Source organism: Bacteroides sp. ET336, from assembly GCF_024733815.1.
In the GTDB taxonomy this organism is placed as follows: domain Bacteria; phylum Bacteroidota; class Bacteroidia; order Bacteroidales; family Bacteroidaceae; genus Phocaeicola; species Phocaeicola cellulolyticus.
Window position 1 is genome coordinate 134429 of the sequence record NZ_JANRHK010000003.1, and the last position, 23121, is coordinate 157549.

Consider the following 23121-nt stretch of genomic DNA (forward strand, 5'->3'; position numbering starts at 1 on the left):
GCGATTTTATTTCAAAATATTTTTCATTACTACACAACTGATGGCTTGAATTATTTATCTTTTTTTGGTAATTTTGCACACCAAATAAAAGAGATTGTTGGTATAGTATGAGATTGAAAAAAGATATAGAAATAGAAAAAGGTCCCGATGGATATGTCTTGGGCGGAGGGGATATGGAAGCGTCTGAATATGACATGCTTACTCCGCTTAGCGATGAAGCCGTATTCCTGATAGAAAAGGTAGGTCAGGATGAATTTGATGAAGATACTCTGGCCGGGTTGCTGTGCAGTGAATTTGGTATGGATTACAGCCGTGCGATTGATGAGGCTCTGGCATATATGAACCATTGGCAGGACATAGGTATAACACGTTGGTAATATAATCTTGGAGATGTTGTTTGATAAGAAATCTCTTTCCGGAATATTAAATACTATTATATGGATGTGGAGGCAGATGGCGGGATATAGGGTTCCGGTATTTGCCTCTGTGTTTATTGGTCTTGTAAGGATTGTAGCTTCTTTGCTTTTTATCTGGATAAGCAAGGAGATGATTGATGCTGCGGTAAATTCGGGTGCTGACCTGAAGTCTTATTCGCTGGCGTTGGTTATGGCTCTGGGAGTGGAGATAATATGTTCGGCTTTTCAGGGATATATAGATGTAAGGACAGATGTCGGGCTGCGTAACACCTTGAGGGGTAATATCTTCCGTAAAGCTTTGAATGGAAGATGGTTTGGCAAGGAAAGGTGGCATACGGGTGATGTGGTGAACCGTCTGGAAGAAGATGTCAGGGTAGTGGCAGATACGTTATGTCATTTGATGCCTGGAACTGTAATAATTCTGGCACAGCTGGTAGGGGCTTTCATTTTCTTATGGACAATGAACAGATCACTGGCATGGGTTATAATATGTATTCTGCCTTTGTTTCTGTTGATGTCTGCCGTAATGGCGCGTAAGATAAAGAAACTGACGTCAGATATTCGTAATTCTGATTCTTGTGTGCAATCCATATTGCAGGAATCTCTTCAGAAACGTATTGTTATAATTGCTTTGAGCAGGGCAGGGTATATATTGAAACGTCTGGACGAGGCTCAGGGGATTTTGCAGGATAAGGTGATGAAGAGGAATAAATTTACTACTACATCGCGCACTGCTATAATGGCAGGTTTTGCTACAGGATATCTCACGGCTTTTATATGGGGAGTGCATAACTTGCAGGCCGGTGTTGTGACATTCGGTATGTTGTCGGCATTTCTTCAGCTGGTCGGCCTTATACAGCGTCCTACTGCCGATTTGAGCCGTCGCCTTCCGGCTATGATACATGCCATGGCGTCTGCCGACAGGCTGGTGGAAGTGTATAATGTGGAGCAAGAGGAAAACTCTATGGATGATCATGTTTCTGGAAGTCGTTGGAATGGAATCAGATTCGAAAATGTGACTTTCAGGTATCCTGATGGAAAAAGAAAAATATTGGATAATTTCAGCTATGATTTCCGTCCCGGAACTTCTACAGCGATAATGGGTGAGACGGGAGCAGGGAAAAGTACCATGATGAGGATTATGCTTGGACTTCTCAGACCGGAAAACGGTAATGTGACACTGTATGATGAAAATGGAGACACTGTTAATGCTTCCGCTAGTTCAAGACAGGGAATAGTATATGTTCCTCAAGGTAACAGTCTGCTCAGTGCTACAATCCGTGAGAACCTTATCGGTGACAATGTTTCCCTGAGTGATGACGATATAAGAAAAGCACTTTATATGGCTGCTGCTGAATTTGTATATGAACTTCCGGAAGGTCTTGATGCCAAATGCGGTGAAGGCGGTGAAGGTTTGAGCGAGGGTCAGGCACAGCGCATAGCAATAGCCAGAGCTTTGTTGAACAGAGGACGCATAATGTTGCTTGATGAATTTACTTCTGCCCTTGATGCCGAGACCGAGCGTAAATTGATGAACCGTCTCACGGAAAATGCAGGTGACAAAACGTTGGTGTTTATCACTCATAGGGCAGAAATAGCTGAACAGTGTGATAATATTGTGTATATGAACAGAAAGACTGAGTTGGATGAAAAAATTGATAATGCCTAACGGTATATTGTTGGGAGAGGTTGAAAGACTTTTGTCGCAAGGGACAGTTGTTACTATTGTTACCAAGGGTAGCAGCATGCTGCCGTTTATCGTCGGTGAAAGGGATAGTGTGGTCCTTAAATCATATGGTGAACCGAAAGTAGGTGATATTGCACTGGCTCATTTGGACAATGATGTTTATGTTCTTCATCGTATAATACATATATCCGATAATGGGACTGTAACACTTATGGGTGACGGGAATATCCGCGGAACAGAAAGTTGCCATATCAGCCGCTTGTGCGGAAAGGCGGTTTTTGTTATAAGGAAGGGCAGGAAGTATAATCCTGATTCCAGAATTTGGCTTTCGATGTATAGAATATGGAGGCATCTATTGCCTGTCAGGCGTTATCTGCTTGCGATATATAGAAGACTTTTCATTAAATTAATATAGATATAATATGCTAAGAACATATAAGGTTGGCGGACACAGGTTTTGTGTTTCAATGTCGGATGATTCTGCTTTATGGAAAGGAATGGACAATTATAATCCTTTCATGGTGGATAGCAATGCTGGTTTATGTAATGTTGAAACCCCGGATTTGCTGTTCCGTCTTGATATAGACTTTTCTTCAAATGGGGACGATATTGTCCGTGATTCAAAGAATCTGGCAGAGTTTGATGATGATACCGCATACATATCCTTGATGTCAGGCCCTGATAATCAAAGAGTTTTTCTGATATCTCTTAATTCGGCAATGAAGGAACAGGGAGGAATATTGGCAGTGGAACGTAATAATCAGGAATGTAAGCTGTATTTGGGTACATGCAATGATTACAGGCATGGCTTGTTTATAGTGAACAATGCCTTGATGCTGCTTTATGCCTTGATGTCGTCAGTGAAAGATACCATATTGATACATGCATCTGTAGTGATGGCGGACGGATATGGTTTTGCTTTCCTGGGTAAAAGCGGTACCGGAAAGAGTACTCATACACGATTGTGGCTGCAGAATATACCTGGAACATCATTGCTTAATGATGACAACCCTGTCGTCAGGATTGATTCGTCAGGAAACCCTGTTATTTATGGTTCTCCGTGGAGCGGCAAGACGCCATGCTATCGTAATGAGGAAGTGCCGCTTAGAGCTGTAGTCAGATTGAGCCAGGCACCTCGGAATCTTATAAGAAAATTGTCAGGAATTTCAGCTTATGCGGCATTGGCACCTTCGGCTTCATCGATGAAATGGGAAAAGAGTATGGCAGACGGATTGCATGAAACATTGTCAAAGCTCGTTTCAACTGTTGGAATATACCATCTGGAATGTCTTCCTGATGCTGAGGCTTCGCTTTTGTGTCACGAGACAGTTAAATAAGGATTAATATTAGAACACATAAATTATATAATTAAACTATGAGGATAAAGAAAGGATTTGTACTACGCGAATTGGTAGGACAGAAAATAGTTACCGGCGAGGGACTTGAACAAATAGATTTCAACAAGTTGGTTTCGTTGAATTCGTCTGCCGCTTATTTGTGGGAACATTTGGTAAGCAGAGATTTTGACTTGGAAACTATGGTGGATTTGCTTCTTGAACGTTACGACATTGAACGTAGCGTGGCATTGAAGGATGCCCGTGCCTTGTTGGATAATTGGAAGTCAATAGGCTTGATAGACGACTGATATAATGACTTTCCCAGATTTGCATGTATGCAGTATGTATGCATACATGCATTTTTTTGCAATAAAAATTTAATATAAAGGTATATATTTACGAATATTCATTATTTCGACATATAAAAGTTGTCATATGATGATTATTTATGCAAAAAAGCAGTAACTTTGCCGCCGTTTAGAGTTTTAATTGAAATGCAAGAAAGGGTAAATAATATTATTGAGATTTCCCATGTCTCAAAATACTTCGATGATAAGGTAGCTCTTGACGATATCAACCTTTACATACGCAAGGGCGAGTTTGTAACTATATTGGGGCCTTCGGGTTGTGGTAAGACAACGTTGCTCCGTCTGTTGGCAGGTTTCCAGACAGCGTCGGAAGGTGTTATAACAATTAATGGTAAAGAGATTACCCAGACACCTCCACATAAGCGTCCCGTCAACACAGTATTCCAGAAATATGCTTTATTCCCTCATCTTAATGTTTATGACAATATAGCGTTCGGTCTGAAACTGAAAAAGATGCCTAAGGATGAAATCATGCGCAAGGTGAAGAACGCCCTGAAGATGGTGAGCATGAGCGATTATGAGTATCGTGATGTAAACTCTCTTTCCGGCGGTCAGCAGCAGCGTGTGGCCATAGCCCGTGCCATTGTGAACGAGCCTGATGTTCTTTTGCTTGACGAACCTCTTGCGGCACTTGACCTCAAGATGCGTAAGGATATGCAGATGGAACTGAAGGAAATGCACAAGCGATTGGGTATCACGTTCGTGTATGTGACACACGATCAGGAAGAAGCTCTGACACTTAGCGACACCATCGTTGTGATGAGCGAGGGAAGAATTCAGCAGATAGGTACCCCAACGGATATATATAATGAGCCTGTCAATTCGTTTGTGGCTGACTTTATCGGCGAAAGTAACATACTTAACGGAGTGATGATACACGACCGCTTAGTAAGCTTTGCAGGCGTAGAGGCTGAATGTGTGGACGAAGGATTTGGTGACAATGCACCAGTGGATGTGGTTATACGTCCGGAGGATCTTTACATATTCCCTGTAAACGACTCCGCACAGTTCCGTGGTAAGGTTACATCATGCATATTCAAGGGTGTGCACTACGAGATGGTGGTAGTTGCAAACGGATTTGAGTTTGTTGTGCAGGATTATCATCATTTTGAAGTAGGATCAGAAGTAGGACTGTTGGTGAAGCCATACGACATACATATAATGAAAAAAGAAAGGGTATGCAACACGTTCGAAGGAAAAATCATCGACGAAACTCATGTTGAGTTCCTAGGTTGTGAGTTTGAGTGTCGTAAGGAAGCAACGTCAGGCATGGATGCAGGCACGGAAGTGTTGGTGGAAGTACCTTTCGACGGAATTGTGCTTGACGATAATCAGGAGGACGGTACTCTGACTGGAAGCATAAGCTTCATCCTTTATAAGGGCGACCATTACCATATCACTGTCGATTCCGATTGGGATGAGCCGGTATATGCCGATACAAACGATATTTGGGATAAGGGCGACAATGTAGGTATCAGCATTCCGTCTGAATACATATCCATACGCAGAAAAAATTAATAACTAACTATAAAAGGAAACGAGGTGAAACTAAGTAACATTCGTATTTTTCTTACTTCGCGTAAGAGTTGGACATTGCCGTACATCATCTTCTCGGTATTCTTTGTAGTCCTTCCGCTGATATTGATTGTGGTATTTGCGTTTACTGACGAGAGGGGGGATTTCACTTTTGCCAACTTCAGTAAGTTCATGTCTCATCCGGAGGCTGTGAACACATTTATCTATTCCATAGGTATAGCCATAATAAATACACTGATATGTATCCTGCTGGGATATCCGGCTGCGTATATTCTGAGCAGGCTAAAGTCGGGCTATTCACAGATAGTAGTGATGCTTTTCATCCTGCCTATGTGGGTAAACATATTGATACGTACTCTTGCCACAGTGGCACTGTTCGATTTCTTCCGTGTACCGTTGGGAGAGGGGGCATTGATTTTCGGTATGGTTTATAACTACATTCCGTTTATGATTTACCCCATCTACAATACACTGGTCAAGATGGATCGCAGCTATATCGAGGCGGCACAGGATCTTGGAGCAACTCCTTTTCAGGTTTTCACCAAAACCATACTTCCGCTGTCCATGCCGGGAGTGGCAAGCGGCATTCTCATGGTGTTTATGCCTACCATTTCTACTTTTGCCATAGCCGAGCTGCTTACAATGAACAATATAAAACTGTTCGGTACTACAATTCAGGAGAACATTAACAACAGTATGTGGAACTACGGTGCCGCACTTTCGCTCATTATGCTGTTCCTTATAGGTGCCGCCACTCTTTTTGCTTCTGACGACAATCAGGAGAAGGAAGGAGGTGCGATATGGTAAACATGATAAAGAAAGTCCTCTGCCATGGCTATCTATGGCTGTTGCTTCTGATGCTTTATTCTCCTATCATCATAATCATGATATACTCCTTCACGGAGGCTAAAGTTCTTGGCAACTGGACCGGTTTTTCAACAAAACTTTATGAAAATCTTTTCGTGCACGGCACTCACCACTCTTTGGTAAATGCCCTCTGGAACACCATTACCATAGCCTTGATTACAGCTGTAGTATCTACTCTGCTTGGAACGATAACTGCAATAGGTATGTTCAATCTGCGTGCACGTCAGCGTAGGGCTGTGTCATTCATAAACAACATTCCTATATTGAACGGTGATATAATCATGGGTGTATCCCTGTTCCTGCTTTTCGTATCGTTGGGAATACATCAGGGATATGGCACTGTACTCATGGCTCATATAGCTTTCTGTACACCATACGTAGTGCTCAGTGTGTTGCCGCGTCTCAAACAGATGAACCCTAATCTTTACGAGGCTGCGCTCGACCTGGGAGCGACTCCCGGACAGGCATTGAGGAAAGTCATCATCCCTGAAATTCTGCCTGGAATGATAGCCGGTTTCATGCTTGCAGTAACAATTTCAATTGACGATTTCGCTGTAACCATATTTACCATAGGAAACGAAGGACTAGAGACTCTTTCTACATATATATATTCGGATGCAAGAAAGGGCGGACTTACACCAGAGCTTCGTCCGTTGTCAACTATTATATTCCTCATCGTGCTGTTTATGCTTATAATGATAAACCGCCGTGCAGGGAAGAAGAACGCAAAATAACGATGATAGATTATGAACAGACTTTATACAATATTTCTGACACTGCTTACGGCAATATTCCTTACGGGATGCTATAACAGTGAGGATCGCGAGAAGGTCTTGAAGATTTACAACTGGGGCGATTATATTGACGAGGAAGTGCTGGCGGCTTTCCCCGAGTGGTATAAGGAGCAGACAGGAGAGGAGATAAGCATTGTATATCAGACATTCGATATAAATGAGATAATGCTAACCAAGATAGAACGTGGTAAGGAAGACTTCGATGTGGTATGCCCTTCGGAATATATTATCGAGAGAATGCTGGTGAAAGACCTGCTTCTGCCTATAGATACGGCTTTTGGCAAGACACCAAACTACATTCACAATATATCTCCGTATGTACGTGGCGAGCTGGATAAGCTTGGACTTCCGGGACGCCCGACGTCGAAATATGCTGTAGGGTACATGTGGGGTACGGCAGGAATACTTTACAACAAGAAATATGTATCGACAGAAGAAGCATCTACATGGCATTCTTTATGGGACAGCAAGTTCCGCAACAAGCTGCTGATGAAAGACAGCTATCGTGATGCATATGGAACGGCTGTGATATATGCCAATCGTGAAGCCTTGGCAAAGGGCGATATAAAAGTTGATGACCTGATGAACAATTATTCGCCTGAGGCTATTGCCACAGCTGAAAAATACCTGAAGGATCTGAAACCTAACATAGCCGGATGGGAGGCCGATTTCGGTAAGGAAATGATGACCAAAAGCAAGGCATATCTGAATATGACATGGAGCGGTGACGCCGTGTGGGCGATAGAGGAAGCTGAAGCGATAGGAGTGGAATTGGGATATGAAGTGCCGAAAGAAGGAAGTAACGTATGGTTCGACGGATGGGTTATCCCGCGATATGCACGCAACAGGAAGGCTGCAAGCTATTTCATAAACTATCTTTGCCGTCCTGATGTGGCATTGGCTAATATGGAAACCATAGGTTATGTCAGTGCGGTTGCCACACCTGAGATTCTTGAGGAAAAGATTGATACAACTCTTGAAACATATTCCAATCTGGCTTATTTCTTCGGCCCTGAGGCAAGACATATACAGATAGATCCGATACAGTATCCTGACAGTGCGGTAGTGGCACGCTGTGCAATCATACGCGATTCAGGAGAGAGGACACAGGCTGTTCTGGATATGTGGTCGCACGTCAAGGGAGATAATCTTGGAGGAGGACTTGTGATATTTATTCTTCTTACATTGTTGGTGCTGGTTATCTATGTTTCGTATAAAAAGATTGAGAAATATAGGAACAGACGCAATCAGAACAGAAGAAAAAGAAGAATCAAACGTCATCATATTCGTCGATAATTTTTTATATAAAACTAAAAAGGCTATATTCCAATCCTTAAATACAGGATATGAAATATAGCCTTTATTATTTATTTCTCTGTTTATTATTTTGCGAAGCTTACGGCGCGTGTTTCTCTTATCACGGTAATCTTTACCTGACCCGGATAAGTCATTTCGTCCTGTATTTTCTTGGCGATTTCTGTTGACAGGCTTTCTGTCTGCTTGTCGTCAATCTTGTCTGCACCTACTATTACGCGCAACTCGCGACCAGCCTGGATAGCATATGTTTTGGTTACACCAGGATAAGACATTGCAAGCTGTTCAAGGTCGTTCAGACGTTTGATATATGCTTCAACAATTTCGCGGCGGGCACCAGGACGTGCACCTGAGATAGCGTCGCACACCTGTACGATAGGAGCCAGCAAGCTGTTCATTTCCACTTCGTCGTGGTGAGCACCGATAGCGTTGCAGATATCAGGTTTTTCCTTATATTTTTCAGCCAGTTTCATACCGAGCAATGCGTGTGGCAATTCTGGTTCTTCATCAGGCACCTTACCTATATCGTGAAGCAATCCGGCACGTTTTGCTTTCTTAGGATTCAATCCAAGTTCAGAAGCCATCACAGCACAGAGGTTAGCTGTTTCGCGTGCATGCTGCAGCAGGTTCTGTCCGTAAGATGAACGGTATTTCATTTTACCGATGATACGGATAAGTTCAGGATGCAGACCGTGGATACCAAGGTCGATAGTAGTACGTTTACCTGTTTCGATGATTTCTTCTTCCACCTGCTTGCGTACCTTGGCAACAACTTCTTCGATGCGTGCCGGGTGGATACGTCCGTCAGTAACCAGCTGATGAAGTGCAAGACGAGCGATTTCGCGGCGAACAGGATCGAATGCAGAAAGTACGATAGCTTCAGGAGTATCGTCAACTACTATTTCCACTCCTGTAGCAGCTTCAAGGGCACGGATGTTACGTCCTTCACGTCCGATGATACGTCCTTTGATTTCGTCCGATTCGATATGGAATACAGTTACAGAGTTTTCGATTGCAGTTTCAGTAGCCACTCTCTGGATAGACTGTATTACGATACGCTTAGCTTCGCGGTTGGCTGTAAGTTTGGCGTCGTCCATAATGTCGTTGATGTAAGACTGAGCCTGAGTCTTGGCTTCATCCTTGAGTGATTCAATCAGTCTTTCTTTTGCGTCCTCTGCAGACAGTCCTGAGATAGCCTCAAGCTTTTCGCGTTCCTGTGACTGCAGGTGGTCAAGTTCTTCTTTCTTCTTCTCGATAATTACCAGCTGTGCGTCAAGATTTTCCTTGATGGCTTCAGTTTCGTTGCGTTTGCGCTGAAGTTCTTCATTCTTCTGGTTCAACACCATTTCGCGCTGTTTCAACTTGTTTTCTGCCTGCTGTATTTTCTGGTTGCGGGCAGCCACTTCCTTTTCAAGGTCGGCTTTCTTGTTCAGGAACTTCTCCTTTACTTCCAGGAGTTTGTTTTTCTTGATTACTTCGGCTTCCGTTTCAGCCTCTTTAATGATATTATCATATCTCGATTTCAGACCGTATCTGAAAAAGCTATATGAAAGAGCTCCTCCTACCAGGAAGGCTACAACTGTTAGTATTACTGTTGTCAACATCTATAATTTAAGTTTAAAATATAAATAAAAACGCACAAGCTTCAGGAGTTTATCCTGTAAACTTGTGCGTGAATTTCCTTACTCGTTTCCCAAACAACTACTTTTATTTGCTGTCCTTTATGTAACCATCCAACAGGTTTTCCAGTTGTTCAATCTTTTCTTTATATGGTGTCATATCCACCGAATCCTTTATTTTTGCATTTTCGTATGCCAGTTCCAGTGCCACCATAGTCCAGTGTTTCATGGTTCCGAAATCCGGATATAGACTGCGGTATTTGTTCAGTTTATTGTCAATCATCTTGGCAGCGTCACGGTAGAAAATCTCTTCTTCACGATTAATCACCAGCGGATACCGTTCTCTGTCAATCTGTAAGTGTATTTTCAGTTTGTCGTCCATATATTATATGTTTCACTGCCTTTTCTTTCCTTTATTTATTCAGCAAAGCAATACATTTATCGACCTCACGCACCAGCCTCGTAAGTCTTTGTTTCGTGTCTCTGATTTCATCATCATTTACACTTATCATACGGGCCATTTTCAGGTTCGCATATCTGGTTTCAAGTTCTTTAATCTTACTTAACAAGACCTGTATTTCAGAATCTTTGTCGGCTATGGATTGCTTTAAAATGGCATTTTCTTTTTTCTCTTCATCATATAAAAAAAGGACATGCCTTAGCTTTCCTTCGAAACTGTTTAGTAGATTTTTGTCCTCTTCTGTCATCTATGCTACATGTTTTCTATGACAAATATAGTATATAACTTCGATATATGAAAATTTTTTTCTCATTTTGTATATTTATTTTGTTATTCAGCTTGTCTGTATAATGGAATTTGCCATAAATCTTAAAGTTTGATAACCTTTTGCAAAAGCTTTTCAAACAGTTTTAAATTTTGCTTCAGATGTTTATGATATATTGAAAAAGTGTATTTTTGTATGTCTATTAAAAATATGATGAGAAATGAAAAGTAATCCAATGGAGTGCTTGTATTGTCAGAATAACGATACATTGCACAGTTTAATGATTGAAATAGCGAAACTAAGTGTTTCCAGAGTGTTCCTCTTCAAGGAACAGACTTACAGAGGACGTTGTCTGGTAGCTTACAACGGACATGTTGATGATCTTAATCTTTTGAGTGATGAAGAAAGAAACGCTTTCATGGCAGATGTTGCACGCGTAACGAGAGCAATGCAGAAAGTGTTCAGTCCTGCCAAGATAAATTACGGCGCATACTCCGATACTTTGGAGCATTTGCACTTCCATCTTGTTCCTAAATATGTTGATGGTCCTGATTTCGGTGGTGTGTTCCGCATGAATCCTAAGGAAGTATATTTATCTGACGAAGAGTATGCTTCGATGATTGAAAAGATAAAGAAAGAGCTTTAATATATTTATTAGTTTAACCCGGTTTCCATTCTGTTGTTCAGGTGCGGAACCGGGTTATAATTTTAATGACCAATCTCCTTATATGTGCTGGTCTGTCTCTTTGTAAGTGAAAAGTTCTATTATCTGTTAAAATGCTTACGTTTTTATTTGTTATATATCATTGCTATTTCCGGAAAATATTATTCTAGAAGGTAAGTGTTAATCCTTATTGTATTACGTGTTCTTTTGTTTATGTAAAAGATTATACAATGTACTTATACATGTTATTTTGTTATATGTTGTATATCCGTGGCTTAAATTTTTATTGATGGATAATATCTTTCTTCAGAATATTTAAACCTTGGAAGGTTAGAAAAGCAAAATGTCAAAATGTAAATTATGTCTTTATTATTGTTTAGTTGTGGATTTCACTTTAATGTATTATTTTTGTTTATACATGTTTGAATAATTGATATAAACGTAACTTTGTAAATCTATCAAAGAAAATTATGGCTAAAAATACAGATAAACAAGCAATTGAAAACATATCGGATAACTTTCGTGGTTATGCGGCATTGCTTCGCAAAATCAAGCAACGGGTACTGATAGCCCAGCAAAGGGCGATTTATGCTGCCAATGAAGAAATGCTCAGGATGTATTGGGATATTGGCGGCATGTTGCAGCAAAGCCAGGATGCAGACGGTTGGGGCAAGAAAACTTTGCAACGGCTGGCAGCGGATTTGAAGAACGATTATTCCGAAATAAAAGGATTTTCAGTCCGCAATATGCAGTGTATGATGCAGTTCTTCAACGAGTATAATCAGGAACTTACGATGATAAAAGGGGGTGCTACTTCAATTGCGCAACCACCGGTTGCGCAATTGGGGAAGTACAACTTTACTCTTCCCATCAAACATTTGGATTGGACGCACAACTTGATTATTATGCAACTAGTTAAGGATATTCGTGCCCGTTATTGGTACATGGTGCAGAGTATCACATCCCATTGGTCAAAGCGCTATCTTCAAGAAGCCATCAAACTTGATGATTATGGTAAGCACGGAGCGTTGGCTAACAATTTCACGGAAACCCTGCCTGTTCCAGAGGCAAATGATGTGAAATCAATGCTCAAAGACCCATATATATTTGATATGCTGACTTTTACAGAGCAATACAATGAACGTGACGTGGAAATCGGCTTGGTGAAGCATGTGGAGAAATTCCTTGTAGAAATGGGTGCTGGCTTTGCTTTTATGGGACGACAGTATCATATAGAGGTGTCTGGCGATGATTATTATATTGACATATTGATGTATAATACCTTTCTGCACCGCTATTTGGTGATTGAATTGAAAGATACGGAGTTTATACCGGAGTATATCGGCAAACTGAATTTCTACTGCTCTGCCGTAGATGATATTCTTTGCCGAGAGGGGGACAACCGGACTATCGGACTGTTGCTTTGCAAGAGCAAAGACCGTATCAAGGCAGAATATGCATTGCGTGATATTCAGAAGCCTATCGGAATTTCCGATTATGAATTAAGGCAAGCTCTACCGAAAGATTTCCGAGGTAGTTTGCCTACTATTGAAGAAATTGAGAAAGAATTAGAATCTGACATGTGATGAACAGATTTTGATTCTATCATTGTATCGTCTGCAGGAGATAAGATTGGGAATTTCGATTCTATATTTCTGTAGCTTTGCAAATTAATTCCACTAACGGTATGAAAACAGGAAATTTATTCAAAATTCTTTTATTAATAATCTTTGCAACGACAATAAATTCAAATTATGAGACTCTTATACCTTTTTATCTTAATCTCTACTTCTTTTATTAGCTGTAAAACATCCAAAAGGAGTGCTGCTGGTATCATAGGAGGTGCAGACGGGCCTACCGGTGTTTATGTGACAAATAATGCTGACCAGGCATTGTCACATAGAGAAAATGGCTGGTATCATGTATTAAGTATAGACAGCTTATTTGCTAAGCCAATCATAACTGTAAAAGATATGGTTGGATTAAAACTTGAAAAGGACTATTACGGAAAATACGTCATTAGCGGACGAATAAGCAAGCATAAGATCAACAAGTGGGTCGATGAGACTGAAAATGCAATAGGGAAACAGATTGCATTTGTATATAACGACTCCATTATCTCAGATCCACAGGTTAATGGCAGGATAGAAAGCGGTGCATTCATGATAACGTCCCAATCAGACCAGAAACTGCCTGAAATCTATAAAGGCATAATGAAAGAGAAATCAGACTCGATTGAAGTCATTTTCGATGGCTGGGAAAAAGATTCTCTATACTATGAACTGTCCCCTGAAGAAAGAGATTCTGTAAATATGGGTATTGACTATTGGGAGGCGAAGGCATGGGTAGATATGTCTTCAAAGCCTGATGAGCACTATTGGTACAGCATAGAGGATTCTTCAGAGTATGTGAGACTGGAAAAGGCACTGGAGGATGAGCTTGAGAAAACGGGCTACAGTAGCAAAGCTTCGGACTATATGAAATCTGATGCCTACAAAGCCTACAAACAATACCTGCGCGAGAACAAAGACTATATAAACCTGATGTTCCAAGGTTTTCTGTTCAATAATCTGAAGGGACTGCATGGCTATCTGGTTGATGACATAATACAATCCAAGTATTCTTCTGCGCCAAGTATAAGAAGCTATATTGACAAAACAGACAATGTGGATGACGAGAAGTTTGCCGTATATGAATGGCAAAGGAAGGTTTGGTTTCTGATGAACACTACACAAGAAAACAATACAGTAATGTCTGACGACCAGAAAGCAAGGAAAAGAATTGATAAGATGATGGAGAAGGCAAACAGATATAGAGAATCAATTACTGATACTACATATCTACAAACTACTGTCGAAATGTCGTATTCTGCCATAGACGCATTGAATACTGACGGTTATAATGACGATTATATATATAATCAGGTGATATATCTCGCAGCCCTAGACAGAGCAAGAAAATATCTGTCGGAACAGGATGGAAAACTTGTATGCCCATTGTCTTCACACGAAGATATAAATGTACGAAAGGACTTGTATGAGTTTATTATAGATTTATTCCGGCAATGGAATGAAATGCTTGACTCAGGAAACTTCAAAATTATCAAAGACGAAAAAGGGTTACCGATGGTTGTTCATAAAGATTATGGAAATAAATAAGATTATCAATGATATTTTCAAGATAGTTCTGAATATCATCCTTATAACTATAGCGGTTACCTGTTCGGTTCAGATATTTTCAGGTGACTTTACCTCAATTTGCATAATATACCGATTAGTGATAGTGGGCTTGTGCGTATTTACCATATTCAATAAGAAGTACAGGTACGTTGGTGCTTCTTTACTGTTGTTACTGATATTTATTGCATATATATTTCATCAAAATAACATACTTGGTTGAAGGAAGCCGTCTCTACTTTTCTTCAGAAAGTGTGCGCAAACTCCGTATGCAGCACAGCTTCTGTACGGAGATAGCAGTTTTTGCCTATACCAGCCGTTTCCGTCTGGATCTTCCGAAGTGTTGTATTAACCACAAGAACGGTCACAGCATTATTAAGGTTGCTGTCCGGGGTACTACAGACAAGTCTTAGTACCTTAAATGCGAACACATCAGTAAGCAGTACACCACTAACCTCGATGATGTCATCCTCGTGAAGTAAACTATTAAAATATTCAGATTATTCGATAATTTATTGATATATTTCTGTGTTTTTTCAGTTTTTTCGGCTTATTTCAATATTATAGTCTATATTTGTAACAATTTAGTAGATATTTTAAGACCAAAGAAGTTTATATTTTTCTGTTTCAACTATTTGTAACATAACGAATATGAATTTATCTTATGATTATTACTAATATCATAAGATATTTTTTTTGTTCAACAAACAGGAAAGACAGTAATATAAAGTGAATCTAATTATGGAATCATAAATTAATATGAATATAAAAATGAGAAGTTTTACAATTAAAAAATGTTTTGTCTTGTTGCTTTTGATAATATCAAGTAACATTTCTGTTGCGCAAGATTGTCTTGACAGCGAATCTTATTATCAATACATTAAAAATAATGGGCAACCACATTTGGAATATGTACTTGATAAAATACGTTCACATTCAGTTGTTGCATTAGGGGAAGATCATTGGATAGATGCTCACCCTCAATTCTTGTGCGAACTGATAACTGCTTCAGCAAAAGATTCAACGGCGAATATTGATGCGGTGGCAGTTGAGTTTGGATCCGAAAGGTATCAGAATCTTGCAGATAGCTTGATAAAATCCCCAGTTTACAGAGAAGATCTGGTTTTTAAGATTTTGCAATATACACCTGATGATTTGGGTAATCCATATAAAGAATATGCAGATGTTTTCAAATCTATATGGGAAAATAATCAAAAGAAACCTGAAAATCTCCGAACACGTATCCTTTTAGTGGATCCAGCGTATATACAAGATTATTTTGACGGAAAGGACTATGTATATACGGGTTCACGGGATGATAATATGTTTGATATCATAAGAAATTATATCATTAAACAATCACACATAGTATTTTATGCTGGAGCTGCGCATACCTTAGCACGTATAAATGGTACACGTCGAGGGGATTACTATTACAATTGGCCTTCAGCTGGCTTTTTACTCAAAAGCTGTTATCCTCAAGATGTATTCATCATCAATTTATGGGGTGGTCAAATGGGAAGCAGAGGCTATATAGAGAACAGTCAGACAAGGTGGAATCTTATAGCTGACGGTGTAATAGATAACGCATTTCAGAAAAATGGTAATAAACCTGTTGGATTTGATTTAAACTATGATTTTCCTTTATTAAGGACAGAAACTTATTTCGCTAATCCTACAATAAAACTGTCAAGTTATGGCGAGAAAGGTTCGCCTTACACAAAAGAACAAAGGCTTAGTGATATATGTGATGGAATTGTATTTGTCAAGCCTGTATCAGAATTTAATGGAATACACCTGATAAATATTTATGACAACGAGTTCATAGAAAAAGTAAATAATAGAACGAAAGGAACTTGTAAAACAGCAGAAGATATTTTAAGGAAAGTAAAAGAATGGCATCCTATTCTTCAATTTTAATGCAACCAAAATAAATGAAGCCTCCGGCGTGGTAACTCTCTTGGAGCTTCGTGCATCTGTACATACATTAGGGATTGCAGGATAAAGCCCACAGCAAAGAGAGAACTTGCAACGGAAGCCCCGACTCATAAGGGGAATGTTCATTTACGGGAATAGGTGCCGGAGACAGCCAACAATATCAATTTCATTTATAAATATCATAAAGCATATAGAGGTAGTTATCCACACCTTTATATGCTTTTTTCTTTTGGTTCCTGTTTTGATTTTGTCATATATATTTATTGGCCTCAGGCTTTTCTTCATGAGCTGAAATGAATCTTCAACTGCTATTTCATTTTCAGTACACCGCCAACCTTGATGATGTCATCCTCGTAAAGTGAACTTTTTTAGTAATACACCTCTTATAATGTTATAAATAGCTGAATATTAGACTTATCTATTACATAAATATTCAATGAAAGTATTTTTTCAATTATAAACACTATATTTGCGATATTAGCTACTTCGAATAATAATCAAGTGTGGAAAATATGAGTTAAAATATAAATTTAATCAAAGTAACATGAAGACAAAACATTTATTTGTAATACTAATGTTATTCTCTTTTTTAGTGTCGTGTACAGAACAGCAATGTATAATTCATGGAACAACAACTGATGTAAAAGATGGTGATTATATGTATATAACTGAATATCTTGACAATACATATCTTGATTCAGCTGTAGTTATGAATGGCAAATTTACATTCAAGTTACCGAAGGCTTCAGAAGAAGATTTTTTGCCTAAAGTTATAGTTCCTGCTGTGGGCAATGTACCAAGTGTAGCTATGGTTTTTACACAAGATTCTGAAGTTTTATATATAAGAGATAGCCAAAACGGCATATTCGATATGTATGGTTCTCCATATAATGATTTGTTCCGTATAGAAAATTTTAAAACAGATTCAATAAGTCATGTGTTGGGACATCTTGACAATCTCCGTTTGAAGAATTCTACTTTGACACAAGAACAGAAGGATTCAATAACATTAAAAATGAATGAACTCATAAAAGAAGATTCTATTCTCAATATTCAAAGAATAGAACGTAATATTGATAATATTGTGGGGGCTTATTGCTTATACATAAGCAGACATTCAATAAACAAAGAAACATTTCAGAAACTTTTTGAAAGACTTCCCAAGAAGTTTGCATCATCAAAGCATTTTGATGACATTAGGAAATAACTTGTCTTAATTGTTGATTATGAGAATACTTTTAATTATTCCTATACTTATAACTTTTATCTGCAAATCTTCTTTCGGACAACAATTAAGTCCTGCTCAGCAAATGGCCGATTTTGACACTTTATGTGCAAAATTGGAATGTGTGCATCCGGATCTTTATCTCTATCAATCAAGGGAAGAGTATGAAAGAAATAAAGCTAAGATGAAGGCATCCCTGACAGATTCTATCAGTATATCCGACTTTTATCTGAAAATAGCTCCTTTTATGGCTAATATCAAAGATGGCCATAGCATGCTGCTGCCGCCTATTACAGACGACCTTATTTCTCATGCAAAGAAGGATGGCAGAACAATTCCATTGAGAATTAAAGCAGCTGGAGATATCTTTATTGTAGATTATCCGGTGATTGATAATTCCGGAATTAGCGAAGGTGATACGATTCTCAGTATAAATGGTATCAAGTCAAAAGATATACTTGAACGGATGTATGACTTGTGGGGCTCGGAGAAGGATAATGGTATTAAGGAAGGCAGTGTAAACGCCTATTTTTCTCCGTTGTTATGGTATATGTACAGGTGGAGCGAGTTGTATGTGTTTACTATAAAACATGGTGATAAAATAGAAAAGATAAGTTTGGAAGGAGTCCCTCAAAGTGTTGCTTTGAAGACCATCAAGGAAAGACAATCTAAAAATAGGCATGAAAGTTTCAGTTGTAATTTTTCTTCTGATAATACAAAGGCAATCCTTACCATTCGCAATGTGTTCCAAGAAACGGAACTAAAGACTTTTTGTGATTCTGTTTTTAAAGAAATAAATCACAAGAAAATACAGGAAATAGTAATAGATATGCGAAATAATACAGGCGGTTCTAGCCAGTGTGTGGAAAGGCTGATTTCATATTTCCCACATCCGGACTATTCACTATATTCTAAGAGCCAATTGAAGGTCAGTGCATATTCCAAAGCCTATAATAAAGAAAGGCATCCGGAAATATATAATCAAATCTGCAATTTGTCGGACGGAGAACTTTTTGTAATAGAATATACACCTGTTAAAGATAATTTGGAAGAAGCAAATCTATATCATGGAAAGATAACTGTTCTTGTAAACAACAAAACATATTCTGGTGCTTCAACTTTTGCTCATACAGTGAAAAATTTAGGCATTGCGAGTGTGGAAGGAGAAACGGGCTGTCCTGATGTATATTTCGGGAATTTTCTACATTTTACATTGCCCAATTCCAAGATAGATTATTATATCACATTTTCTAAGTTTTATGAATAACAAATAGTTTGCGATTAGGAAAATAATTAAATCGGAACATATATTATGTGCTAAAGTTTTCTTTTTAAGCAGTAATAAACAGCATATGTTATTTTTTTTGTGTAGAGATAATATAAAACGAATGGTTCTTTTAACTGTGTGATGAGGACAGTAAATTAATCCAGTAGATAAATCGTATAGTAATTGTTATTATTTTGTATGACACAGCTCATTAAATAACATGTAAAAATCTGTTTTTTCATTTATTGTCGTTTCGGCGGAAAAATATTATCTTTGCTGCGTATTTTTAGTCAGATGGATAATAAAATAAGATATAATGATTTCGGATGTTTTCTGGCGAAACACTTTCCGTTTAAAGTTCAGAAAATTTCAGTCAATGCAGGCTTTACATGTCCTAACCGTGACGGTAGCAAGGGATTTGGAGGGTGTACTTACTGCAATAACCAGACTTTCAACCCAGACTATTGCCGGACTGAGAAGTCTGTGAGACAGCAACTTGAAGAGGGAAAGGAGTTTTTCTCAAGAAAGTATCCCGAAATGAAATATCTTGCTTATTTCCAGGCTTATACCAATACATACGCTGAGTTGGAAAAACTAAAGGCGATGTATGAGGAAGCACTTTCTGTAGATGGAGTAGTGGGACTGGTTATTGGTACACGTCCGGACTGTATGCCGGATTCTCTATTGGATTATCTGGAAGAGATAAACGGCAGGACTTTCCTTTTGGTTGAGTATGGCATAGAAAGTACTAATGATGCCACGCTGAAACGCATAAATCGCGGACATGATTTTGCATGTACTGCTGATGCTGTAAGACGTACCGTTTCAAGAGGTATAATGACAGGAGGACACGTTATATTGGGGCTTCCCGGCGAGGATAAAGACATGATTATACGTCAGGCTGAAGATATATCATCGTTGCCGCTCACTACGCTGAAGATGCATCAGCTGCAGCTGATAAAGGGAACAAGAATGGCGCACGAGTACGATGAATGTCCTGAAGACTTTCATCTGTATACTGCCGACGAGTATATAGATCTTGTATTGGATTATATAGAGCATTTGCGCCCCGACCTGGTATTGGAAAGGTTTATATCGCAGTCGCCGCGCGATTTGCTTATTGCTCCTGACTGGGGACTGAAAAATCATGAATTCACAGCGAAGCTGAAGAAGAGGATGATTGAGAGGGATTCGTATCAAGGGAAAAAATTAGTCAACATATAAATAACAAATTCATAATAAAATGGAAATTAAAGGTAAAGTACATTACGTAGGTGTGAACGACCGCACCAAAGCATTGTTCGAAAATCTTTGGCCGTTGCCATACGGCGTGTCATACAACTCTTATCTGATTGCAGATGATGAGATGGTGGCATTGGTGGATACAGTTGATGTTGCATTCTTTGAAGTATATCTGAAGAAAATACGCAGCATTATCGGCGACCGTAAAATCAATTATCTTATTATAAACCACATGGAACCTGACCACTCAGGCTCTATCGCTCTTATCAAACAGTATTATCCTGAAATCGTTCTTGTAGGAAACAAGAAGACTTTCGAAATGGTGGAAGGATATTATGGTGTGACCGGCGACCGCTATGTAGTTAATGACGGCGATTTCCTGAAACTAGGTTATCACAACCTCCGTTTTTACCTGGTTCCTATGGTTCACTGGCCTGAAACAATGGTTACATATGATGAAACAGACGGAATTCTGTTTGCGGGTGATGCTTTCGGATGCTTCGGAGCCTTGAACGGCGGATGCATCGACAAGAATATCAATACAGATATCTATTGGAACGAAATGCGCCGTTACTATGCTAACATCGTTGGTAAGTTCGGAAATCCTGTACAGAAGGCTTTGCAGAAACTTGGCGGACTGAAAATAAACACTATCTGTTCTACTCACGGACCTGTTTGGGAAGAAAAAATTCCTCAGGTTATCGATATGTACGACAAGATGAGCCGTTACGAAGCTGAAGAAGGTGTTGTGATAGCATACGGAACTATGTACGGCAATACAGAGGAACTGGCTGAAGCAATAGCAGAAGAACTGAGCCGTCAGGGTATCAAGAATATCATCATGCACAACGTATCTCACACTCATCATTCATACATCTTGGCTGACGTGTTCAAGTACAAAGGTCTTATCGTGGGATGTACTACATACAACATGAACCTTTATCCTGAAATGGAATCACTGTTGAGCAAGATTGCTGCCCGCGAAGTGAAGAACCGTGTGATGGGTTACTTCGGCTCATATACTTGGGCAAGTGCTGCAGTGAAGAAGATTGGCGAATACACTGAAAAGCTGAAGTTCGAGGTTGTAGGCAACCCTGTAGAAATGAAGCAGGCTATGAAGCAGGACAACTATGCTCAGGCAAAAGAACTTGCAAAGGCTATGGCTGACCGTCTGAAAGCTGACAGAAAGTAATCTTTATTTAAAACATATATATGAGTCCGCTTAAAAGCCTTTCATCAGGTTTTTAAGCGGATTTTTATTTTTAACGAATGTAATCTGATAACAGATTTATGCAAGGAAATTCAAAAATTACAATGCTTGGTACAGGTAATGCTGCCGTAACCAAATGTTATAACACCTGCTTCACGATTCATAATGGAAATGACCTGTTGCTGGTTGACGGAGGTGGAGGAAACGGTATCCTCGTACAGCTTGAGAAGGCAGGTATCGAGATTAACGATATACATGATATTTTTATAACTCATGCTCATACAGACCATATCTTGGGCATAATATGGATAGTCAGAACCATTGCACAGAGAATGCAGCAGGGAAAATATAACGGTGACCTTAATGTATATTCTCATGACAAGGCGATACTTGTTCTTGACTGGATATGCAGAAACACTCTGCCAAAGAAGATTGTTGCCAGAATAGGGAATGGCATAAACTTCAATGTACTGTCGGAAAATGATAAGTTCAGTGCTGCCGGAATGGAAATTCAGTGTTTTGATATATATTCCACAAAAGAGAAGCAGTTCGGCTTTAAGGCTGTAACTTCTGACAATAAAACTATTGTCTGTCTGGGCGACGAGCCTTACAATGAGAATAATAAAGAGTATGTGAAGAATGCCGACTGGCTCATGTGTGAGGCCTTTTGTCTTTATGAGGACAGAGATGTATTCAAACCATATGAGAAACATCACAGTACAGCTCTTGATGCGGGAGTACAGGCTGAGGAACTTGGTGTGAAAAACCTGTTGTTGTACCACACAGAGGATAAGACTCTTTCGAGCCGTAAAGAAAAATATACTGCCGAGGCCAAAAAGAATTTTAATGGTAATGTTTATGTTCCGGACGATTTGGAAGTGCTGGATTTATAATACGACTATTGTATAAACAATACAGGCTGTTACGTGATCTTTAATACATGTAACAGCCTGTGAATTTATTATTTTATATTGTTTCGAATCTTGCTAAGATAGGCATGCATGCCGTCGGCATCCTTACGGCTTATTATGTCAAGAAGCTCGTTCAGTTCGGTACGTATTCCTTCCACCTGTTTCGGAGTACGTGGGTTGAACAGTATTTCCTGAAGCAGATAATCGTCTTCGTTAAGTACTCCCTTTGCTATTGCCATGTGGCGTTTGAATGTTGTACCGGGAGCGTCCTGATGTTTCATCACTGCGGCAAACACGAATGTAGAAACGAACGGGATTGACAGTGAATATGCTACAGTCTCGTCGTGCTCATCGAATGTATATTCGAAAATGTTGAGTCCAAGTCTTTGATAAAGATCCTTGAAGAACACTTTGCCAAGACAGTCGCCTTCCTTTATTATTATGGCATTCTCTGTACTCAGCTGGTCGAGGTTGGCAAATGTAGGACCGAACATAGGGTGGGTTGATACATATCTGAAACCGCTGTTGTCGTAGAATTCCTGAAGACCGGTCTTTACTGATGCAATGTCGCTTATGATACAGTCCTTCGGAATTACCGGCAGTACCTGGCGGAATGCGTCGAGCGTGTATTTCACTGTAGCTGCATTTATTACAAGTTCAGGACGGAACTCTTTAATCTCATCCAGTGAAGTAAAGCGCAGACAGTTGTACATGAAGCGCAGGTTCTGAGGTTTTATGTCGTAAACTGCCACTTCGTGGTCGAAACTTAATACATCGGTAAAGAAGGAGCCCATTTTTCCGGCTCCCAATATTAATATACGCATC

23 protein-coding genes are annotated in these 23121 nt (G+C 39.4%); 19 read left to right on the forward strand and 4 right to left on the reverse strand.

What is annotated here, in order from left to right; all coding sequences use genetic code 11:
* Nucleotides 1-107 precede the first annotated feature (107 nt).
* The 9 genes from NW213_RS04785 (at nt 108) to NW213_RS04825 (ending at nt 8301) form a co-directional block, all read left to right on the forward strand.
* A complete protein-coding gene (locus tag NW213_RS04785) occupies nt 108-377 on the forward strand; it encodes a hypothetical protein (RefSeq protein ID WP_258322003.1) in 270 nt (89 codons plus the stop codon).
* A gap of 76 nt (nt 378-453) precedes the next feature.
* Entirely contained in the window at nt 454-2085 is a 1632-nt protein-coding gene (locus tag NW213_RS04790) for an ABC transporter ATP-binding protein (protein ID WP_258322004.1), read from the forward strand.
* On the forward strand, nt 2063-2518 hold the full coding sequence (locus NW213_RS04795) for a S24/S26 family peptidase (protein ID WP_258322005.1): 456 nt from the start codon (nt 2063-2065) through the stop codon (nt 2516-2518). Before NW213_RS04790 ends, NW213_RS04795 begins: the two co-directional genes overlap by 23 nt.
* 7 nt (nt 2519-2525) lie before the next feature.
* Complete coding sequence (locus NW213_RS04800; RefSeq protein ID WP_258322006.1) at nt 2526-3440, forward strand: hypothetical protein; 915 nt, start codon at nt 2526-2528, stop codon at nt 3438-3440.
* Nucleotides 3441-3478: 38 nt separating this feature from the next.
* Nucleotides 3479-3748: a PqqD family protein gene (locus tag NW213_RS04805; RefSeq protein WP_258322007.1), complete on the forward strand. Its 270-nt coding sequence runs from the start codon at nt 3479-3481 to the stop codon at nt 3746-3748.
* 186 nt (nt 3749-3934) lie between these two features.
* On the forward strand, nt 3935-5326 hold the full coding sequence (locus tag NW213_RS04810) for an ABC transporter ATP-binding protein (protein ID WP_258322008.1): 1392 nt from the start codon (nt 3935-3937) through the stop codon (nt 5324-5326).
* 24 nt (nt 5327-5350) lie between these two features.
* Nucleotides 5351-6151: an ABC transporter permease gene (locus NW213_RS04815; RefSeq protein WP_258322009.1), complete on the forward strand. Its 801-nt coding sequence runs from the start codon at nt 5351-5353 to the stop codon at nt 6149-6151.
* Between the two features lie 2 nt (nt 6152-6153).
* The gene (locus tag NW213_RS04820) at nt 6154-6945 is read left to right on the forward strand and encodes an ABC transporter permease (RefSeq protein WP_154042954.1); all 792 of its coding nucleotides are present in this window, start codon (nt 6154-6156) and stop codon (nt 6943-6945) included.
* A gap of 12 nt (nt 6946-6957) precedes the next feature.
* The gene (locus NW213_RS04825; RefSeq protein WP_258322010.1) at nt 6958-8301 is read left to right on the forward strand and encodes an ABC transporter substrate-binding protein; all 1344 of its coding nucleotides are present in this window, start codon (nt 6958-6960) and stop codon (nt 8299-8301) included.
* Between the two features lie 86 nt (nt 8302-8387).
* Here NW213_RS04825 and rny read toward each other — a convergent pair whose 3' ends face one another.
* The 3 genes from rny to NW213_RS04840 form a co-directional block, all read right to left on the reverse strand.
* The gene (gene rny, locus NW213_RS04830) at nt 8388-9923 is read right to left on the reverse strand and encodes a ribonuclease Y (protein ID WP_204394597.1); all 1536 of its coding nucleotides are present in this window, start codon (nt 9921-9923) and stop codon (nt 8388-8390) included.
* 103 nt (nt 9924-10026) lie between these two features.
* Complete coding sequence (locus NW213_RS04835) at nt 10027-10320, reverse strand: cell division protein ZapA (RefSeq protein WP_235339290.1); 294 nt, start codon at nt 10318-10320, stop codon at nt 10027-10029.
* A gap of 31 nt (nt 10321-10351) precedes the next feature.
* Nucleotides 10352-10645, reverse strand: coding sequence for a hypothetical protein (locus NW213_RS04840; protein WP_154042949.1), 294 nt, complete (start codon nt 10643-10645; stop codon nt 10352-10354).
* Between the two features lie 238 nt (nt 10646-10883).
* Between NW213_RS04840 and NW213_RS04845 the strand changes: the two genes are divergently transcribed.
* The 10 genes from NW213_RS04845 to NW213_RS04890 all read left to right on the forward strand — a co-directional run bounded on the left by NW213_RS04845 (nt 10884) and on the right by NW213_RS04890 (nt 22278).
* The gene (locus NW213_RS04845; RefSeq protein ID WP_154042948.1) at nt 10884-11309 is read left to right on the forward strand and encodes an HIT family protein; all 426 of its coding nucleotides are present in this window, start codon (nt 10884-10886) and stop codon (nt 11307-11309) included.
* Between the two features lie 488 nt (nt 11310-11797).
* Nucleotides 11798-12913 carry a YhcG family protein gene (locus tag NW213_RS04850; protein WP_258322011.1) on the forward strand — a complete coding sequence of 372 codons (1116 nt, stop codon included), beginning with the start codon at nt 11798-11800 and terminating at the stop codon, nt 12911-12913.
* A 168-nt stretch (nt 12914-13081) separates the two neighbouring features.
* Nucleotides 13082-14485 carry a hypothetical protein gene (locus NW213_RS04855; RefSeq protein WP_258322012.1) on the forward strand — a complete coding sequence of 468 codons (1404 nt, stop codon included), beginning with the start codon at nt 13082-13084 and terminating at the stop codon, nt 14483-14485.
* Nucleotides 14486-14718: 233 nt separating this feature from the next.
* Nucleotides 14719-14916: a hypothetical protein gene (locus NW213_RS04860; protein ID WP_204394599.1), complete on the forward strand. Its 198-nt coding sequence runs from the start codon at nt 14719-14721 to the stop codon at nt 14914-14916.
* Between the two features lie 358 nt (nt 14917-15274).
* A complete protein-coding gene (locus NW213_RS04865) occupies nt 15275-16423 on the forward strand; it encodes a hypothetical protein (protein ID WP_258322013.1) in 1149 nt (382 codons plus the stop codon).
* Nucleotides 16424-16985: 562 nt separating this feature from the next.
* A complete protein-coding gene (locus tag NW213_RS04870; RefSeq protein ID WP_258322014.1) occupies nt 16986-17648 on the forward strand; it encodes a DUF4369 domain-containing protein in 663 nt (220 codons plus the stop codon).
* A 19-nt stretch (nt 17649-17667) separates the two neighbouring features.
* Nucleotides 17668-18933 carry a S41 family peptidase gene (locus NW213_RS04875; protein ID WP_258322015.1) on the forward strand — a complete coding sequence of 422 codons (1266 nt, stop codon included), beginning with the start codon at nt 17668-17670 and terminating at the stop codon, nt 18931-18933.
* A 294-nt stretch (nt 18934-19227) separates the two neighbouring features.
* Complete coding sequence (locus tag NW213_RS04880) at nt 19228-20157, forward strand: TIGR01212 family radical SAM protein (protein ID WP_258322016.1); 930 nt, start codon at nt 19228-19230, stop codon at nt 20155-20157.
* A gap of 19 nt (nt 20158-20176) precedes the next feature.
* Nucleotides 20177-21367, forward strand: coding sequence for an FprA family A-type flavoprotein (locus tag NW213_RS04885; RefSeq protein WP_204391929.1), 1191 nt, complete (start codon nt 20177-20179; stop codon nt 21365-21367).
* A 98-nt stretch (nt 21368-21465) separates the two neighbouring features.
* On the forward strand, nt 21466-22278 hold the full coding sequence (locus NW213_RS04890; RefSeq protein WP_258322017.1) for an MBL fold metallo-hydrolase: 813 nt from the start codon (nt 21466-21468) through the stop codon (nt 22276-22278).
* 68 nt (nt 22279-22346) lie between these two features.
* Here NW213_RS04890 and NW213_RS04895 read toward each other — a convergent pair whose 3' ends face one another.
* Nucleotides 22347-23120, reverse strand: coding sequence for a prephenate dehydrogenase/arogenate dehydrogenase family protein (locus NW213_RS04895; RefSeq protein WP_154042942.1), 774 nt, complete (start codon nt 23118-23120; stop codon nt 22347-22349).
* Between the last annotated feature and the right edge of the window lies 1 nt (nt 23121).

What these genes read in the sequence shown, in the direction of transcription:
- rny (WP_204394597.1), bottom strand. Translation starts at nt 9,923, where the DNA reads ATGTTGACAACAGTAATACTAACAGTTGTAGCCTTCCTGGTAGGAGGA.
- NW213_RS04865 (WP_258322013.1), top strand. Translation starts at nt 15,275, where the DNA reads ATGAGAAGTTTTACAATTAAAAAATGTTTTGTCTTGTTGCTTTTGATA.
- NW213_RS04835 (WP_235339290.1), bottom strand. Translation starts at nt 10,320, where the DNA reads ATGGACGACAAACTGAAAATACACTTACAGATTGACAGAGAACGGTAT.
- NW213_RS04875 (WP_258322015.1), top strand. Translation starts at nt 17,668, where the DNA reads ATGAGAATACTTTTAATTATTCCTATACTTATAACTTTTATCTGCAAA.
- NW213_RS04880 (WP_258322016.1), top strand. Translation starts at nt 19,228, where the DNA reads ATGGATAATAAAATAAGATATAATGATTTCGGATGTTTTCTGGCGAAA.
- NW213_RS04850 (WP_258322011.1), top strand. Translation starts at nt 11,798, where the DNA reads ATGGCTAAAAATACAGATAAACAAGCAATTGAAAACATATCGGATAAC.
- NW213_RS04820 (WP_154042954.1), top strand. Translation starts at nt 6,154, where the DNA reads ATGATAAAGAAAGTCCTCTGCCATGGCTATCTATGGCTGTTGCTTCTG.
- NW213_RS04870 (WP_258322014.1), top strand. Translation starts at nt 16,986, where the DNA reads ATGAAGACAAAACATTTATTTGTAATACTAATGTTATTCTCTTTTTTA.
- NW213_RS04795 (WP_258322005.1), top strand. Translation starts at nt 2,063, where the DNA reads ATGAAAAAATTGATAATGCCTAACGGTATATTGTTGGGAGAGGTTGAA.
- NW213_RS04845 (WP_154042948.1), top strand. Translation starts at nt 10,884, where the DNA reads ATGAAAAGTAATCCAATGGAGTGCTTGTATTGTCAGAATAACGATACA.
- NW213_RS04800 (WP_258322006.1), top strand. Translation starts at nt 2,526, where the DNA reads ATGCTAAGAACATATAAGGTTGGCGGACACAGGTTTTGTGTTTCAATG.
- NW213_RS04895 (WP_154042942.1), bottom strand. Translation starts at nt 23,120, where the DNA reads ATGCGTATATTAATATTGGGAGCCGGAAAAATGGGCTCCTTCTTTACC.
- NW213_RS04825 (WP_258322010.1), top strand. Translation starts at nt 6,958, where the DNA reads ATGAACAGACTTTATACAATATTTCTGACACTGCTTACGGCAATATTC.
- NW213_RS04805 (WP_258322007.1), top strand. Translation starts at nt 3,479, where the DNA reads ATGAGGATAAAGAAAGGATTTGTACTACGCGAATTGGTAGGACAGAAA.
- NW213_RS04885 (WP_204391929.1), top strand. Translation starts at nt 20,177, where the DNA reads ATGGAAATTAAAGGTAAAGTACATTACGTAGGTGTGAACGACCGCACC.
- NW213_RS04840 (WP_154042949.1), bottom strand. Translation starts at nt 10,645, where the DNA reads ATGACAGAAGAGGACAAAAATCTACTAAACAGTTTCGAAGGAAAGCTA.
- NW213_RS04785 (WP_258322003.1), top strand. Translation starts at nt 108, where the DNA reads ATGAGATTGAAAAAAGATATAGAAATAGAAAAAGGTCCCGATGGATAT.
- NW213_RS04855 (WP_258322012.1), top strand. Translation starts at nt 13,082, where the DNA reads ATGAGACTCTTATACCTTTTTATCTTAATCTCTACTTCTTTTATTAGC.
- NW213_RS04810 (WP_258322008.1), top strand. Translation starts at nt 3,935, where the DNA reads ATGCAAGAAAGGGTAAATAATATTATTGAGATTTCCCATGTCTCAAAA.
- NW213_RS04790 (WP_258322004.1), top strand. Translation starts at nt 454, where the DNA reads ATGGCGGGATATAGGGTTCCGGTATTTGCCTCTGTGTTTATTGGTCTT.
- NW213_RS04890 (WP_258322017.1), top strand. Translation starts at nt 21,466, where the DNA reads ATGCAAGGAAATTCAAAAATTACAATGCTTGGTACAGGTAATGCTGCC.